Raw genomic sequence first — 17012 nt, forward strand, 5'->3', positions numbered from 1 at the left:
CGACCCGACAGAGGGAACGCATGACAACGTTAAGCTGTAAAGTAACTTCGGTTGAGGCGATTACCGACACGGTCTATCGCGTTCGCCTGGTCCCGGAAGCGGAATTCACCTTTCGCGCGGGGCAGTATCTGATGGTAGTGATGGATGAGCGTGACAAGCGTCCCTTCTCACTGGCCTCCACGCCGATGGAAAAAGAGATCATTGAGCTGCACATCGGTGCCTCCGATCTCAATCTCTACGCCATGGCCGTAATGGATCGGATCCGCAACGATCGACAGATCACGGTAGATATCCCGCACGGCGATGCCTGGCTGCGTGAAGAGAGCCGCAAGCCGCTTATTCTGATCGCCGGTGGCACCGGTTTCTCCTATGCCCGCTCGATTCTGCTGACGGCGCTGGCGGAACAGCCTGAACGCGATATCGCCATTTACTGGGGCGGACGTGAGCTTAAGCATCTGTACGATCTGGAAGAGCTGGACGCGCTGGCGGTGAAGCATCCTAACCTGAAGGTGATTCCGGTGGTCGAGCAGCCGGAAGCGGGCTGGCAGGGTCGTTCAGGTACGGTCCTGACGGCAGTGATGCAGGACTTCAGCACGCTGAGTGAGCATGAGATCTACATTGCCGGCCGCTTTGAGATGGCGAAGATTGCCCGCGATCGCTTCTGTGCCGAACGTGGTGCCGTGGAGTCACAGATGTATGGCGATGCGTTTGCCTTTATCTGATGGCCGGTAGCGGCCTGCCGCAGCGAGAAAAAACCCGCCGGTAACGGCGGGTAAATCTGACAAAGTAAGACTCAACGTATTACAGACGTTCGAACACGGTGGCGATCCCCTGACCCAGCCCGATACACATCGTGGCCAGACCAAAGCGGGCATCCCGTCGTTCCATAATATTCAGCAGCGTCGTACTGATACGTGCGCCGGAGCAGCCGAGCGGATGGCCCAGCGCGATCGCGCCGCCGTTCAGATTGACCTTCTCATCCATCATCTCCAGCAAACCCAGATCTTTGATGCAGGGCAGTGTCTGCGCGGCAAAAGCTTCGTTCAGCTCAAAGATATCAATATCGCTGATGCTCAGTCCTGCCCGTTTCAGTGCCAGCTTGCTTGCCGGTACCGGTCCGTAGCCCATGATCGACGGATCGCAGCCTGTCACCGCCATGCTGCGAATGCGGGCGCGTGGCGTCAGCCCCCATTCCCGGGCGCGTGATTCGCTCATCACCAGCATCGCGGCCGCGCCATCTGACAGCGCGGACGAGGTGCCGGCCGTGACGGTGCCATTGACCGGATCAAATGCCGGTTTCAGTGCGGCAAGGCCTTCGGCACTGGTCTCCTCGCGGATCACCTCATCGAACGTATAGCGTTTAAGGATGCCGTCGCTGTCATGGCCATAGGTCGCGACAATCTCGTTTGCAAAGTCCCCGCGCTGTGTCGCCTGCCAGGCTCGCTGATGGGAGCGCAGGGCAAACGCATCCTGCTGCTCACGACTGATGTGATGCATACGCGCCAGCATTTCGGCGGTTAAGCCCATCATGCCCGCCGCTTTCGCCACGGTGCGACCCAGGCCAGGATGAAAATCGACGCCGTGATTCATCGGCACATGCCCCATATGCTCCACGCCACCAATCAGGCAGCACTGCGCATCACCGACCATAATGGCGCGGGCCGCATCGTGCAGCGCCTGCATGGAGGAGCCACATAAGCGGTTAACGGTCGTAGCGGGCACCGAATGGGGTATTTCGGCCAGCAGCGCGGCATTACGCGCGATATTAAATCCCTGTTCCAGCGTCTGCTGAACGCAGCCCCAGACGATATCGTCCAGCGATGCCGGATCCACCGCCGGGTTGCGGCTCAGGATTTCGCGCATCAGATGCGCAGAGAGATCTTCAGCACGCACATGACGAAAGGCGCCGCCTTTTGAGCGGCCCATCGGGGTGCGTACCGCATCAACAATCACCACATTTTCCATTTTTATGCCCTCAGGCGCTTTTCAGCGCAGCTTCGTCAATCGGTTTGGCAGCGGGATACCAGCTTTGATGCTGATGGGCTTTCTGGACCAGGAGCGCGGGCAGGGTGTACAGGCCACCGAGCGCGCTGTAGCGCCGTGCCTGATCGACGACGTTACTGTTGCCCAGCGTGTCGAGGTAGCGGAAAGCTCCGCCACGGAAAGGCGGGAAGCCGAGACCGTAAACCAGCGCCATATCGGCTTCAGCAGGCGAAGCGATAATCTTCTCTTCCAGGCAGCGCACGACCTCATTCAGCATCGGCAGCATCATGCGGTTCAGGATCTCTTCATCGCTGAAGACCCGTGCGGGCTGGCAGACCTGCAGCAGCAGCGTATCCACCTCTGCATCCGGCACTTTCTTCAGCTTGCCCTTTTTGTCATCTTCCCAGCGCCAGAAGCCTTTGCCATTTTTCTGGCCAAAGCGCCCGGCTTCAAACAGCAGGTCGATCGCATCGCGGTAGTCATGCTTCATACGATCCGGGAAACCCTCTGCCATCACGATTTGCGCGTGATGCGCGGTATCAATACCGACCACATCCAGCAGCCAGGAGGGGCCCATCGGCCAGCCAAACTGTTTTTCCATCACCTTATCGATCTGGCGGAAGTCGGCGCCGTCGCGCAGCAGCAGGCTGAACGCGGCGAAGTAGGGGAACAGCACGCGGTTAACGAAGAAGCCGGGGCAGTCATTGACCACAATCGGGGTTTTCCCCATCTTACTGGCCCAGGCCACCACTTTACTCAGGGTCGCTTCACTGGTTTTCTCGCCGCGCACCACTTCAACCAGCGGCATACGCGGCACCGGATTAAAGAAGTGCATGCCACAGAAATTTTCCGGGCGCTGCAGCGCCTGAGCCAGCTGGCTGATCGGAATCGTCGAAGTATTGGAGGCGAGAATCGCATCCTCGCGCAGATGCTGTTCGGTTTCAGCCAGCACCCTGGCTTTGACCTGCGGGTTCTCTACCACCGCCTCAACCACCACGTCGGCCTGTTCAAAACCGGCGTAGCTCAGGGTGGGCTGGATGGTGGCGATCACGCTGGCGAGTTTATTACCATCGATTTTACCGCGCGCCAGCAGCTTATTGAGCAACTTGCTGGCTTCGTTCATCCCCAGGGTCAACGCCTGCGGATTAATGTCTTTCATTCTGACCGGCACGCCTTTCCACGCAGACTGGTAGCTGATGCCGCCCCCCATGATGCCTGCGCCCAGTACCGCCGCCTGAGCAGGCGCACCGCTTTCGGCGGCACGCTTTTTCGCCAGGCCTTTAACGTATTGATCGTTGAGAAAGATGCCGACCAGAGCACGCGCCTCATCAGACTGCGCCAGCGGCACAAACGCGGCGTTTTCAAGCTTCAGTGCATCATCGCGGCCCAGCGTGGCCGCCGCTTCGATGGTTTTGACTGCCATCAGCGGAGCGGGATAGTGCTTACCGGCAGTCTGCATCACCATGGCTTTGGCAATCGTAAAACTCATGGCCGCCTCGATCGGGCTGAGTTTTAACGGGGCCAGTTTTGGCGCACGGCGCGCCCGCCAGCTGCCATCGCTGGCCGCGGCTTTGAGCATGGTGATGCCCGCCTCGCGCAGTTTGTCGCGGGCAACCACCGCATCGACCAGACCGAGCTTAAGGGCTGCGGCCCCGTCGACATCTTTGCCGGCGGCGATGATCTCCAGTGCGCTGTCAGCCCCCAGCAGGCGCGGCAACCTGACGCTGCCGCCAAAGCCGGGCATGATGCCGAGTTTTGTCTCCGGCAGACCGATGCGGGCGTCCTCAGTAGCGATACGCAGATCGGTGGCCAGCACGCATTCACAGCCACCGCCCAGCGCATAGCCGTCAATGGCACACAGGGTCGGCACCGGAAGATCTTCCAGACGATTGAAGATGCTGTTGGCGTAGCTCAGCCACTGGCTCAGCTTTTCGGTCGGGGCATCAAACAGCGAGAGAAACTCGGTGATGTCCGCGCCGACAATAAAGGCGGGTTTAGCGGAGCTCAGCAGCAGGCCGCGCAGATCGGGCTGCTGTTCCAGCACGGCGATCGCCTCGCCCAGACTGGCGACAGTCTGCGTATCAAGCTTGTTGACCGAGCCGGTAGCGTCAAAAACCAGCTCGGCGATGCCATCGTCCAGCCAGTGAAGAGTAAGGTTAGCGCCTTGGTAGAGCATGTGCGTCTCCTGAAACCGCGAAAGGTGATCTGGTCATACCAGATGATCGTGAGTGTGGGAGTGATGTTAATTTTTTGCAAACCGCTCTTTGCTTATTTGCTAACAAGATCACAGCTGCGTCGACTTCGTCATCTGTGCAAGGGGTATGCTAAACTGCGGCCATTTCGCGACACTGGAGAGACGTCAATGGATTCACTGAAGACCTTGTATCACGCGCATATCGCCACGTTGCAACAACGGGCGCAGCAGGTGCTGGCACGCAATAAACTGGATGCCATGTTGATCCATTCCGGTGAATTGTTGACGGTGTTTCTGGATGATCACACCTATCCCTTTAAGGTGAATCCCCAGTTTAAAGCCTGGGTTCCGGTGACGCAGGTTCCCAACTGCTGGTTATGGATCGACGGCGTAAACAAACCGAAACTCTGGTTCTACTCGCCGGTGGATTACTGGCATAACGTGGAGCCGCTGCCGGATAGCTTCTGGACGAAAGATGTTGACGTTGTCGGTCTGAAAAATGCAGAGGAGATTGGGCAGCTGCTGCCTGCTAAGCGCGATAACGTCGCCTATATCGGGCCGGTCAGCGCGCGTGCCACCCAGCTCGGCATCGCCTCAGACAATATCAACCCCAAAGCGGTTATCGACTTCCTGCACTTCCACCGCAGCATCAAAACAGATTATGAGCTGGCCTGTATGCGCCAGGCGCAGAAGCTGGCGGTTGCGGGTCATCGTGCAGCGAAAGAGGCCTTTTCGGCGGGCTTAAGCGAGTTCGACATCAATCAGGCCTATCTGACCGCGACCGGGCACCGCGACACCGATGTGCCCTACGGCAATATCATTGCGCTGAATGAACACGCCGCAGTGCTGCACTACACCCGACTGGACCATCAGCCGCCTGCGAAGCGCCACAGCTTCCTGATTGATGCCGGTGCCGAGTATCTGGGCTATGCCGCCGATCTGACCCGCAGCTATGCTGCGCAGAGCAGTTCGCTCTATGCCAGAATGGTGGAGGCGATGAATGCTGAAGAGCTGGCCCTGATCGCCACGCTGAAACCGGGCGTACGTTACACCGATTATCACCTCCAGATGCACCATCGTATTGCGAAGATGTTGCTGAAGTTCGAGCTGGTCCGGGGAATAAGTGAAGAGGCGCTGGTGGCTGAGGATCTGACCGGGCCGTTTATGCCGCACGGTCTGGGGCATCCTCTGGGTCTGCAGGTACACGATGTGGCCGGTTTCATGCAGGATGAGCAGGGCACTCACCTGGCGGCGCCCGCGCAGTATCCTTATCTTCGCTGCACGCGTGTGCTGCAGCCGGGCATGGTCTTAACCATCGAGCCGGGCTTCTATATTATTGACTCGCTACTGGCACCGCTGCGCGAAGGACGTTTCAGTCAGCACTTCAACTGGCAGGCGATCGATGCGCTGCGGCCTTATGGCGGCATTCGTATCGAGGATAACGTGGTGATCCATGCGCATCGCGTTGAGAACATGACCCGCGATCTGCATCTGGCCTGATATGGAGGCTTTTGATATTCCCGCTGTGCCCGTGAGCAGCAGTGAAGAGACGATCAAGAAGAGTCGCTTCATTACGCTGCTGGCGCACACCGAGGGAGCAGAGGCGGCGCGTGCTTTTGTTCAGCAGGTGAAAAGCGAGCATCCTGCCGCCCGGCATCACTGCTGGGCCTGGGTGGCGGGCGCGCCGGATGATTCTCAGCAGCTCGGCTTTTCCGATGATGGTGAGCCGTCGGGCACGGCGGGAAAACCGATGCTGGCGCAACTGATGGGCGCCGGTATTGGCGAGATTACCGCTGTGGTGGTGCGCTATTACGGCGGCGTTATGCTGGGAACCGGCGGCCTGGTGAAAGCGTATGGCGGCGGCGTCCAGCAGGGCCTTAAGCAGCTGCCCCGGCAGCGTAAAGTGCCGATGAAATACTTCACTCTGCAATGTGACTATCCGCAGCTGAGTGATATCGAACGGCTGGTACAGCGTTTCGACGCGAAGGTGACGGAGAGCGACTATCAGGATCGTATCGCGTTGACGCTGGCCGTGCCTTACGGACAGATCGACGGTTTCAAACAAAATCTGTCAGACTTTAGTCGGGGAGCGTTATCGCTTATCCCGCTCACACCCTGATCTTCATCTCTTTTATTTAAAGGAACGGCTGAATGCACTTTCGCGCCATTACCCGCATAGTCGGTCTGCTGGTGATCCTCTTTTCAGTGACGATGATTTTGCCTGGCCTGGTCGCCTTGATTTATCGCGATGGTGCAGGACGGGCGTTTAGCCAGACCTTTATGATGGCGCTGGTGATTGGCTCGCTGCTGTGGTGGCCGAACCGCAAAAAGAAAACCGAGCTCAAGCCGCGGGAAGGGTTTCTGATCGTCGTGCTGTTCTGGACGGTGCTGGGCAGCGTGGGAGCGATGCCCTTTATCTTTGCCGAGCAGCCGCACCTTTCGGTGACGGACGCCTTCTTTGAATCTTTCTCCGGTCTGACGACCACCGGTGCCACGACGCTGGTGGGGCTGGACTCGCTGCCTAAAGCGATCCTCTTCTATCGGCAGATGCTGCAGTGGCTGGGCGGGATGGGGATCATCGTGTTAGCCGTGGCGATCCTGCCAATTCTGGGGGTCGGCGGCATGCAGCTCTATCGTGCTGAGATGCCGGGGCCATTAAAAGATAACAAGATGCGGCCACGTATTGCCGAGACAGCCAAAACACTCTGGCTGATCTACGTCCTGCTGACCGTAGCCTGTGCGCTGGCGTTGTGGCTGGCGGGCATGCCAGCGTTCGATGCCATCGGTCACAGTTTCTCGACCATCGCTATCGGCGGTTTCTCAACCCACGATGCCAGCATCGGCTATTTTAACAGTGGCACCATCAACACTATCGTGGCGGTGTTTCTGCTGATCTCCGGCTGTAACTACGGCCTGCACTTTGCCATGTTCAGCGGACGCAATCCGCGCGTCTACTGGCGCGACCCTGAGTTCCGCATGTTCATTGGCGTGCAGCTGACGCTGGTGCTGATCTGCACGCTGGTGCTCTGGTTCCATCATGTTTACTCGGATGGCTGGCAAACGCTGAACCAGGCCTTTTTCCAGGTGGTTTCGATGGCCACGACGGCGGGGTTCACTACCGACAGCATCTCACGCTGGCCGCTGTTCCTGCCGGTTCTGCTGTTGTGCTCTGCCTTTATCGGCGGATGTGCCGGCTCTACCGGCGGTGGCCTGAAGGTGATCCGCATCCTGCTGCTGTGCAAGCAGGGCAACCGTGAGCTTAAACGTCTGGTTCACCCGAATGCGGTTTACACCATTAAGCTGGGCAATCGTGCGCTGCCGGAACGCATCCTTGAAGCCGTGTGGGGATTCTTCTCGGCGTATGCGCTGGTGTTCCTGGTCAGTATGCTGGCGATCATCGCCACGGGCGTAGATGACTTCTCGGCTTTCGCCGCTGTTGCCGCCACCCTGAACAACCTTGGGCCAGGCTTAGGCGTGGTCGCCGATAACTTCACTTCAATGAATGACGTAGCGAAATGGATATTGATCTCGACTATGTTATTCGGACGCCTCGAGGTATTCACCTTGCTGGTGCTGTTCACGCCGACATTCTGGCGTGAATAATTAATAAGGATGCTGATATGAAAGCGCTGATTCTCTATTCGACCCGTGACGGACAAACGCAGAAGATTGCCGCTTCGCTTGCTGAAGCGATCCGTCCGCAGCAACCCTGTGACCTGATGAACATTCAGGATGCACCTCAGCCTGTATGGGCAGACTACGATCGCGTGCTGATCGGCGCCTCCATCCGCTACGGTCATTTTCAGCCGGTCGTCGACACATTTGTGAAGCAACATATTCAGGCGCTTCAGCAGCGTACCAGCGGATTCTTCTCGGTGAACCTGACGGCGCGTAAACCGGAGAAACGTTCTCCCGAGACGAATGCCTATACCCGGAAGTTTCTGGCGGCTTCACCGTGGCAGCCCGATTGCTGCGCCGTGTTCGCAGGGGCGCTCTACTATCCGCGTTATCGCTGGTTTGATCGGGTTATGATTCAATTAATTATGCGGATGACCGGTGGAGAAACCGATTCAACGAAAGAAGTCGAGTACACAGACTGGGCGCAGGTCCGTGCTTTTGCTCAGGAATTTGCACAGTTACCAGGCAAATCGTAGCGAAATAACGCGATTTGATGAAAATTACCTCGAACGGTAATCTTTTTGCAATAAACGCTTGTCAGGCCGCGCGAACTCCCTATAATGCGCCTCCATCAACACGGCATACCGGCAACGGGAAACGCGTTGAAGGCACAGGAGACTGCGCCGCCGGAGAAAACTTCTGAAAAAAGAGGTTGACTCTGAAGGAGGAAAGCGTAATATACGCCACCTCGCGACAGGACGCTAACGCACTGTTCGCACTGCTCTTTAACAATTTATCAGACAATCTGTGTGGGCACTCGCAGGATTGATATCAGCGTCTTTGGACGCAAAAAATATCAAAGCCTCACGAGTGAACACATAATGAAATTCATTATGACGTTTTACAGATGAGCATCGCTGCACTCGTTGCAGCAAATCAAACTTTAAATTGAAGAGTTTGATCATGGCTCAGATTGAACGCTGGCGGCAGGCCTAACACATGCAAGTCGGACGGTAGCACAGAGAGCTTGCTCTCGGGTGACGAGTGGCGGACGGGTGAGTAATGTCTGGGGATCTGCCCGATAGAGGGGGATAACCACTGGAAACGGTGGCTAATACCGCATAACGTCGCAAGACCAAAGAGGGGGACCTTCGGGCCTCTCACTATCGGATGAACCCAGATGGGATTAGCTAGTAGGCGGGGTAATGGCCCACCTAGGCGACGATCCCTAGCTGGTCTGAGAGGATGACCAGCCACACTGGAACTGAGACACGGTCCAGACTCCTACGGGAGGCAGCAGTGGGGAATATTGCACAATGGGCGCAAGCCTGATGCAGCCATGCCGCGTGTATGAAGAAGGCCTTCGGGTTGTAAAGTACTTTCAGCGGGGAGGAAGGCGGTGCGGTTAATAACCGTGCCGATTGACGTTACCCGCAGAAGAAGCACCGGCTAACTCCGTGCCAGCAGCCGCGGTAATACGGAGGGTGCAAGCGTTAATCGGAATTACTGGGCGTAAAGCGCACGCAGGCGGTCTGTTAAGTCAGATGTGAAATCCCCGGGCTTAACCTGGGAACTGCATTTGAAACTGGCAGGCTTGAGTCTCGTAGAGGGGGGTAGAATTCCAGGTGTAGCGGTGAAATGCGTAGAGATCTGGAGGAATACCGGTGGCGAAGGCGGCCCCCTGGACGAAGACTGACGCTCAGGTGCGAAAGCGTGGGGAGCAAACAGGATTAGATACCCTGGTAGTCCACGCCGTAAACGATGTCGACTTGGAGGTTGTTCCCTTGAGGAGTGGCTTCCGGAGCTAACGCGTTAAGTCGACCGCCTGGGGAGTACGGCCGCAAGGTTAAAACTCAAATGAATTGACGGGGGCCCGCACAAGCGGTGGAGCATGTGGTTTAATTCGATGCAACGCGAAGAACCTTACCTACTCTTGACATCCAGCGAACTTGGCAGAGATGCCTTGGTGCCTTCGGGAACGCTGAGACAGGTGCTGCATGGCTGTCGTCAGCTCGTGTTGTGAAATGTTGGGTTAAGTCCCGCAACGAGCGCAACCCTTATCCTTTGTTGCCAGCGATTCGGTCGGGAACTCAAAGGAGACTGCCGGTGATAAACCGGAGGAAGGTGGGGATGACGTCAAGTCATCATGGCCCTTACGAGTAGGGCTACACACGTGCTACAATGGCGCATACAAAGAGAAGCGACCTCGCGAGAGCAAGCGGACCTCACAAAGTGCGTCGTAGTCCGGATCGGAGTCTGCAACTCGACTCCGTGAAGTCGGAATCGCTAGTAATCGTGGATCAGAATGCCACGGTGAATACGTTCCCGGGCCTTGTACACACCGCCCGTCACACCATGGGAGTGGGTTGCAAAAGAAGTAGGTAGCTTAACCTTCGGGAGGGCGCTTACCACTTTGTGATTCATGACTGGGGTGAAGTCGTAACAAGGTAACCGTAGGGGAACCTGCGGTTGGATCACCTCCTTACCTTAAGATACCTTCCGGCGAAGTGCTCACACAGATTGTCTGATAGAAAATAACGAGCAAAGTGTCTTGCGAAGACAGACTTAAATGTCCCCTTCGTCTAGAGGCCCAGGACACCGCCCTTTCACGGCGGTAACAGGGGTTCGAATCCCCTAGGGGACGCCAAGCTTGGTGACAGGTGAAAGATGTTGCCCACATATCTTAAAGATGACTTACGAGTCATGTTTAAGATATTGCTCTTTAACAATCCGGAACAAGCTGAAAATTGAAACGACGTAGCGCGTCATCCCTCCGTAATAAGGGATGACAACGCGATACGGTCGGGTCTCTCAAATGCTTGCAGTCTGCAGCGTTGAAAAACGCCTGTGGGTTGTGAGGTTAAGCGACCAAGCGTACACGGTGGATGCCCTGGCAGTCAGAGGCGATGAAGGACGTGCTAATCTGCGTAAAGCGACGGTAAGGTGATATGAACCGCTACAGCCGTCGATGTCCGAATGGGGAAACCCGGTGCACTCAGTGCATCATTGCAGCATGAATACATAGTGCTGCAAGGCGAACCGGGGGAACTGAAACATCTAAGTACCCCGAGGAAAAGAAATCAACCGAGATTCCCCCAGTAGCGGCGAGCGAACGGGGAGCAGCCCAGAGCCTGAATCAGCTTGTGTGTTAGTGGAAGCGTCTGGAAAGTCGCAGGGTACAGGGTGATACTCCCGTACACAAAAACACACAGGCTGTGAGCTCGATGAGTAAGGCGGGACACGTGGTATCCTGTCTGAATATGGGGGGACCATCCTCCAAGGCTAAATACTCCTGACTGACCGATAGTGAACCAGTACCGTGAGGGAAAGGCGAAAAGAACCCCGGCGAGGGGAGTGAAACAGAACCTGAAACCGTGTACGTACAAGCAGTGGGAGCCTCTTTATGGGGTGACTGCGTACCTTTTGTATAATGGGTCAGCGACTTATATTCTGTAGCAAGGTTAACCGTATAGGGGAGCCGCAGGGAAACCGAGTCTTAACTGGGCGTTAAGTTGCAGGGTATAGACCCGAAACCCGGTGATCTAGCCATGGGCAGGTTGAAGGTTGGGTAACACTAACTGGAGGACCGAACCGACTAATGTTGAAAAATTAGCGGATGACCTGTGGCTGGGGGTGAAAGGCCAATCAAACCGGGAGATAGCTGGTTCTCCCCGAAAGCTATTTAGGTAGCGCCTCGTGAACTCATCTCCGGGGGTAGAGCACTGTTTCGGCTAGGGGGCCATCCCGGCTTACCAACCCGATGCAAACTGCGAATACCGGAGAATGTTATCACGGGAGACACACGGCGGGTGCTAACGTCCGTCGTGAAGAGGGAAACAACCCAGACCGCCAGCTAAGGTCCCAAAGTCATGGTTAAGTGGGAAACGATGTGGGAAGGCACAGACAGCCAGGATGTTGGCTTAGAAGCAGCCATCATTTAAAGAAAGCGTAATAGCTCACTGGTCGAGTCGGCCTGCGCGGAAGATGTAACGGGGCTAAACCATGCACCGAAGCTGCGGCAGCGGCGCGTATGCGCTGTTGGGTAGGGGAGCGTTCTGTAAGCCGTCGAAGGTGTGCTGTGAGGTATGCTGGAGGTATCAGAAGTGCGAATGCTGACATAAGTAACGATAAAGCGGGTGAAAAGCCCGCTCGCCGGAAGACCAAGGGTTCCTGTTCAACGTTAATCGGAGCAGGGTGAGTCGACCCCTAAGGCGAGGCCGAAAGGCGTAGTCGATGGGAAACAGGTTAATATTCCTGTACTCGGTGTTACTGCGAAGGGGGGACGGAGAAGGCTATATCAGCCGGGCGACGGTTGTCCCGGTTTAAGCGTGTAGGTGTGTGTTCCAGGCAAATCCGGTTCACTTTACACTGAGGCGTGACGACGAGGCACTACGGTGCTGAAGTGATAAATGCCCTGCTTCCAGGAAAAGCCTCTAAGCATCAGGTAACACAGAATCGTACCCCAAACCGACACAGGTGGTCAGGTAGAGAATACCAAGGCGCTTGAGAGAACTCGGGTGAAGGAACTAGGCAAAATGGTGCCGTAACTTCGGGAGAAGGCACGCTGGCGCGTAGGTGAAGGGACTTGCTCCCGGAGCTGAAGCCAGTCGAAGATACCAGCTGGCTGCAACTGTTTATTAAAAACACAGCACTGTGCAAACACGAAAGTGGACGTATACGGTGTGACGCCTGCCCGGTGCCGGAAGGTTAATTGATGGGGTTATCCGTAAGGAGAAGCTCTTGATCGAAGCCCCGGTAAACGGCGGCCGTAACTATAACGGTCCTAAGGTAGCGAAATTCCTTGTCGGGTAAGTTCCGACCTGCACGAATGGCGTAATGATGGCCAGGCTGTCTCCACCCGAGACTCAGTGAAATTGAACTCGCTGTGAAGATGCAGTGTACCCGCGGCAAGACGGAAAGACCCCGTGAACCTTTACTACAGCTTGACACTGAACATTGAGCCTTGATGTGTAGGATAGGTGGGAGGCTTTGAAGCGCGGACGCCAGTCTGCGTGGAGCCATCCTTGAAATACCACCCTTTAATGTTTGATGTTCTAACGTGGCCCCGTGATCCGGGGTGCGGACAGTGTCTGGTGGGTAGTTTGACTGGGGCGGTCTCCTCCTAAAGAGTAACGGAGGAGCACGAAGGTCAGCTAATCACGGTCGGACATCGTGAGGTTAGTGCAATGGCATAAGCTGGCTTGACTGCGAGAGTGACGGCTCGAGCAGGTGCGAAAGCAGGTCATAGTGATCCGGTGGTTCTGAATGGAAGGGCCATCGCTCAACGGATAAAAGGTACTCCGGGGATAACAGGCTGATACCGCCCAAGAGTTCATATCGACGGCGGTGTTTGGCACCTCGATGTCGGCTCATCACATCCTGGGGCTGAAGTAGGTCCCAAGGGTACGGCTGTTCGCCGTTTAAAGTGGTACGCGAGCTGGGTTTAGAACGTCGTGAGACAGTTCGGTCCCTATCTGCCGTGGGCGCTGGAGAATTGAGGGGGGTTGCTCCTAGTACGAGAGGACCGGAGTGAACGCACCACTGGTGTTCGGGTTGTCATGCCAATGGCACTGCCCGGTAGCTAAGTGCGGAAAAGATAAGTGCTGAAAGCATCTAAGCACGAAACTTGCCCCGAGATGAGTTCTCCCTGACCCCTTGAGGGTCCTGAAGGGACGTTGAAGACGACGACGTTGATAGGCCGGGTGTGTAAGCGCAGCGATGCGTTGAGCTAACCGGTACTAATGACCCGTGAGGCTTAACCTTACAACGCCAGAGGCGTTTTTTGAGAGACGATTTTCAGCCTGAACCGGATAATCTGCGCGGCCCCTGTGGCGGCGCGGAAGACAGAATCTGCCTGGCGGCTTTAGCGCGGTGGTCCCACCTGACCCCATGCCGAACTCAGAAGTGAAACGCCGTAGCGCCGATGGTAGTGTGGGGCCTCCCCATGCGAGAGTAGGGAACTGCCAGGCATTGTACAAGTGAAGAAGCCCCGCACGCGAGTGCGGGGCTTTTTTACGTCCGTCGATCGTGAAAAACCTCAGCCTGATCCCCGAAAACAGCCTGAGAACCCCTCTCTGATACGGTAAACTACGGCCAGATAACTCAGTAAAGGCCGTCAAATGTCCAGCCAGAATCCTTCCTTAAAAGCCGACAATACACTCGGGCTTGAAGTACATACACAAAAACGTATCGTCGCTGAGACGCCAGCGGCCATTCTGGCGGCCTGGCAGGCCAGTCAGCAGGATCAGACACCCTTCCTGGTGCTGGGCGAGGGTAGCAATGTCCTCTTCCTGGAGGATTTTGCCGGCACCGTCGTACTAAACCGTATTCAGGGCATCCACATTCAGGATGACGATAAACACTGGCGATTGCATGTCGGTGCCGGTGAGAACTGGCACCAGCTGGTTAAAAGTACGCTGGAAAAAGGGATCACTGGTCTGGAAAACCTGGCGCTGATCCCGGGAATGACGGGCTCTGCACCCATTCAGAATATCGGCGCTTACGGAGTGGAATTAAAAGATGTCTGCGAGTATGTCGATGTTCTGAATCTGCACAGTGGCCAGACAGAACGTCTCGATTGCAAGGCGTGTGAGTTTGGCTATCGCGACAGTATTTTTAAGCATCGCTATCAGTCAGGCTACGTGATCGTCGCAGTAGGGTTCATATTGCCTAAGCAGTGGCAGCCGGTACTGACCTACGGCGATTTGAAGACGCTCGATCCGCTGACTGCCAGTGCCTGGGATGTCTATCATGCGGTGTGTCAGATGCGCCAGAGCAAGTTACCTGACCCAAAAGTCACCGGCAACGTCGGCAGTTTCTTCAAAAATCCGGTCATCTCCGGGGCGCAGTGCCGCTCACTGCTGGCGCAGTTTCCGACGATGCCACACTATCAGATGCCGGATGGCGAAACCAAGCTGGCCGCAGGGTGGCTTATCGACCAGTGCCAGCTGAAAGGTTATCGCATCGGCGGTGCGGCCGTTCATCAGCAACAGGCGCTGGTTCTGATTAACGCCGATAACGCCACCTCAGAGGACATCGTGGCGCTGGCTAAAGCCGTACGCGCCCGGGTAGGTGAAAAGTTTGATGTCTGGCTGGAGCCTGAAGTGCGCTTCATCGAGGCTCAGGGCGAGTGTAATGCCGTCGGAGTGATCGCATGAAAGACCACAGTGTCCCGCTGAAGCTGGTCGATATTTTATCTGATGGTGAGTTTCATTCCGGCGAGCAGCTTGGCGAAACGCTGGGGATGAGCCGGGCCGCCATTAATAAGCATATCCAGACGCTGAAAAGCTGGGGACTTGACGTTTTTACCGTAACAGGAAAGGGCTACAGCTTCTCTGCACCGATCCAGTTGCTGGATGAGACGCTGATCCTCTCACAGGTTAAGCAGGGCAACGTCTCGGTGATCCCGGTCATTGATTCGACGAATCAGTATCTGCTGGAGCGGATGCATGAACTGGCGTCCGGTGCTGCCTGTATTGCTGAATATCAGCAGGCCGGTCGCGGACGTCGTGGCCGTCACTGGTTTTCTCCCTTTGGTGCCAATCTCTATATGTCGATGTACTGGCGTCTGGAGCAGGGGCCAGCTGCGGCGATGGGGCTGAGCCTGGTGATTGGAATTATCATGGCGGAGACATTGCGTTCATTAGGTGCCGATGACGTCCGCGTTAAGTGGCCCAATGACATCTACCTGAAAGATCGCAAACTGGCAGGGATCCTGGTTGAATTGACAGGTAAAACCGGCGATGCTGCACAGATTGTCATGGGTGCCGGAATTAATCTGGCGATGCGTTCAGCCGATGCATCCCAGATAAATCAGGGCTGGATCAATCTGCAGGAAGCCGGGGTCAGCGTGAATCGTAATGAACTGGCGGCCCGACTGATCAACAGTCTGCGTGACGCCCTGCCGCTCTTCGAACAGGAAGGATTAACGCCCTTTATCGCCCGCTGGGCCGCGCTGGATAATTTTATCAACCGGCCGGTTAAGCTGCTTATCGGCGAACGGGAAGTGCATGGTATTGCGCGTGGCGTGGACAGTCAGGGTGGCCTGCTGCTGGAACAGGAGGGTGAAATCAAATCCTGGGTTGGCGGTGAAATATCGCTGCGGCCGGTCTGAATTAACGAGCCTGCATTACTGCAGGCTTTCTTAGGGTAGCGGCTATTTACGCAAACGAACCCTGTCGACTGCATGATCACCGCTTTTGGTCATAATCAGGCTGGCCCGTTCGCGGGTCGGCAGGATATTTTCCTGCAGGTTAAGCCAGTTAATTTCTTTCCATAAATTTCCTGCAACTTCGATCGCTTCCGCTTCTGAAAGCCGGGCATAGTGATGGAAGTAGGAGTCGGGATCGGTAAAGGCGCCCTGACGGAATTTCAGGAATCGATTGATATACCAGCTTTGCAGGAGATCTTCTTCCGCGTCCACATAGATAGAGAAATCGACAAAGTCTGACACAAAGACATGGTGGGGATCGTGCGGATAATCCATCCCGCTCTGTAATACATTCAGGCCTTCAAGAATAAGAATGTCAGGCTGCTGAATCACTTTATCCCCGTCGGGGATGACATCATAAATCAGATGCGAATAGACCGGAGCGGTGACCTGGCTGGCACCCGACTTTAAGTCAGACACGAAATTAACCAGCCGGTGCATATCATAGGATTGCGGAAACCCTTTCTTCTTCATCAGGCCGCGCTCTTTCAGCACGGCATTAGGATGAAGGAAGCCATCCGTGGTGATTAATTCCACCTTACGGTGTTCAGGCCAGCGGCTCAGCAACGCCTGCAATACACGCGCCGTGGTGCTTTTCCCGACGGCTACGCTGCCCGCAATGCTGATAATGTAGGGTATCTTCTGGCCATTCGTGCCGAGGAACTGCTCCAGTACCGCCTGCCGGCGAACATTCGAACTGATATAAAAGTTAAGCAGACGCGAAAGCGGCAGATAAATCTCTGCGACCTCTTCCAGTGAGAGATCCTCATTAATACCTTTCAGCTGCGCGATCTCATCTTCTGACAGTGTCATAGGAACAGAATCACGTAATGCAGCCCACTGCTCGCGAGTGAACTCCAGATAAGGCGTTGTCAGGGGTGTCGTTTTATCCATAAGCATGCATCTGACCGCAAATTCAATGCAATCAACCGCGTGTTATCCGATAAGCAGGACAGCACAGGTGAATTGAATCACGAATCGCTGGTTTATCAGTGAGAACAATGGGCT

Annotated in this window: 10 protein-coding genes, 1 tRNA gene and 3 rRNA genes; 11 read left to right on the forward strand and 3 right to left on the reverse strand. The window is 55.8% G+C overall.

Translation table 11 applies throughout. The annotated features are described in order from the left end of the window. Positions 1-20: 20 nt before the first annotated feature. Positions 21-722 carry an NAD(P)H-flavin reductase gene (gene fre / locus AB1748_RS02920; protein WP_367395983.1) on the forward strand — a complete coding sequence of 234 codons (702 nt, stop codon included), beginning with the start codon at positions 21-23 and terminating at the stop codon, positions 720-722. Positions 723-801: 79 nt separating this feature from the next. Here fre and fadA read toward each other — a convergent pair whose 3' ends face one another. Both fadA and fadB read right to left on the reverse strand, forming a co-directional pair. Next, positions 802-1965, reverse strand: coding sequence for an acetyl-CoA C-acyltransferase FadA (gene fadA, locus AB1748_RS02925; protein WP_367395984.1), 1164 nt, complete (start codon positions 1963-1965; stop codon positions 802-804). Positions 1966-1975: 10 nt separating this feature from the next. After that, positions 1976-4159 (reverse strand): fatty acid oxidation complex subunit alpha FadB, encoded by a 2184-nt coding sequence (gene fadB / locus AB1748_RS02930; protein WP_367395985.1) that lies wholly within the window; start codon positions 4157-4159, stop codon positions 1976-1978. Positions 4160-4345: 186 nt separating this feature from the next. On the opposite strand from fadB, the gene pepQ reads away from it, so the two are divergent. The 10 genes from pepQ to birA all read left to right on the forward strand — a co-directional run bounded on the left by pepQ (position 4346) and on the right by birA (position 15908). Next, positions 4346-5677: a Xaa-Pro dipeptidase gene (pepQ, locus tag AB1748_RS02935; RefSeq protein WP_111139737.1), complete on the forward strand. Its 1332-nt coding sequence runs from the start codon at positions 4346-4348 to the stop codon at positions 5675-5677. Between the two features lies 1 nt (position 5678). Then, positions 5679-6296 (forward strand): IMPACT family protein, encoded by a 618-nt coding sequence (locus AB1748_RS02940; protein WP_367395986.1) that lies wholly within the window; start codon positions 5679-5681, stop codon positions 6294-6296. A 32-nt stretch (positions 6297-6328) separates the two neighbouring features. Continuing rightward, positions 6329-7780: a Trk system potassium transporter TrkH gene (gene trkH, locus AB1748_RS02945; protein WP_111139735.1), complete on the forward strand. Its 1452-nt coding sequence runs from the start codon at positions 6329-6331 to the stop codon at positions 7778-7780. A gap of 17 nt (positions 7781-7797) precedes the next feature. Further along, positions 7798-8331, forward strand: a complete 534-nt coding sequence (hemG, locus tag AB1748_RS02950; protein ID WP_367395987.1) for a menaquinone-dependent protoporphyrinogen IX dehydrogenase — start codon at positions 7798-7800, stop codon at positions 8329-8331. A 409-nt stretch (positions 8332-8740) separates the two neighbouring features. Further along, positions 8741-10280, forward strand: a 16S ribosomal RNA gene (locus AB1748_RS02955). 86 nt (positions 10281-10366) lie between these two features. Next, positions 10367-10442: transfer RNA gene (locus AB1748_RS02960), tRNA-Glu, on the forward strand. A gap of 211 nt (positions 10443-10653) precedes the next feature. Beyond that, a 23S ribosomal RNA gene (locus tag AB1748_RS02965) occupies positions 10654-13558 on the forward strand. A 90-nt stretch (positions 13559-13648) separates the two neighbouring features. Further along, a 5S ribosomal RNA gene (rrf, locus tag AB1748_RS02970) occupies positions 13649-13764 on the forward strand. The 16S, 23S and 5S rRNA genes sit together here with 1 tRNA gene alongside, the layout of an rRNA operon. Before the next feature lie 150 nt (positions 13765-13914). Beyond that, a complete protein-coding gene (gene murB / locus AB1748_RS02975) occupies positions 13915-14952 on the forward strand; it encodes a UDP-N-acetylmuramate dehydrogenase (RefSeq protein WP_367395988.1) in 1038 nt (345 codons plus the stop codon). Then, positions 14949-15908, forward strand: a complete 960-nt coding sequence (birA, locus tag AB1748_RS02980; protein WP_367395989.1) for a bifunctional biotin--[acetyl-CoA-carboxylase] ligase/biotin operon repressor BirA — start codon at positions 14949-14951, stop codon at positions 15906-15908. Before murB ends, birA begins: the two co-directional genes overlap by 4 nt. A 42-nt stretch (positions 15909-15950) precedes the next feature. Here the strand turns inward: birA and coaA are convergent, their stop codons facing one another. Further along, positions 15951-16898, reverse strand: a complete 948-nt coding sequence (gene coaA, locus AB1748_RS02985) for a type I pantothenate kinase (protein ID WP_111142217.1) — start codon at positions 16896-16898, stop codon at positions 15951-15953. Positions 16899-17012: the final 114 nt, after the last annotated feature.

Source organism: Pantoea sp. Ep11b, assembly GCF_040783975.1.
Lineage (GTDB): Bacteria > Pseudomonadota > Gammaproteobacteria > Enterobacterales > Enterobacteriaceae > Pantoea.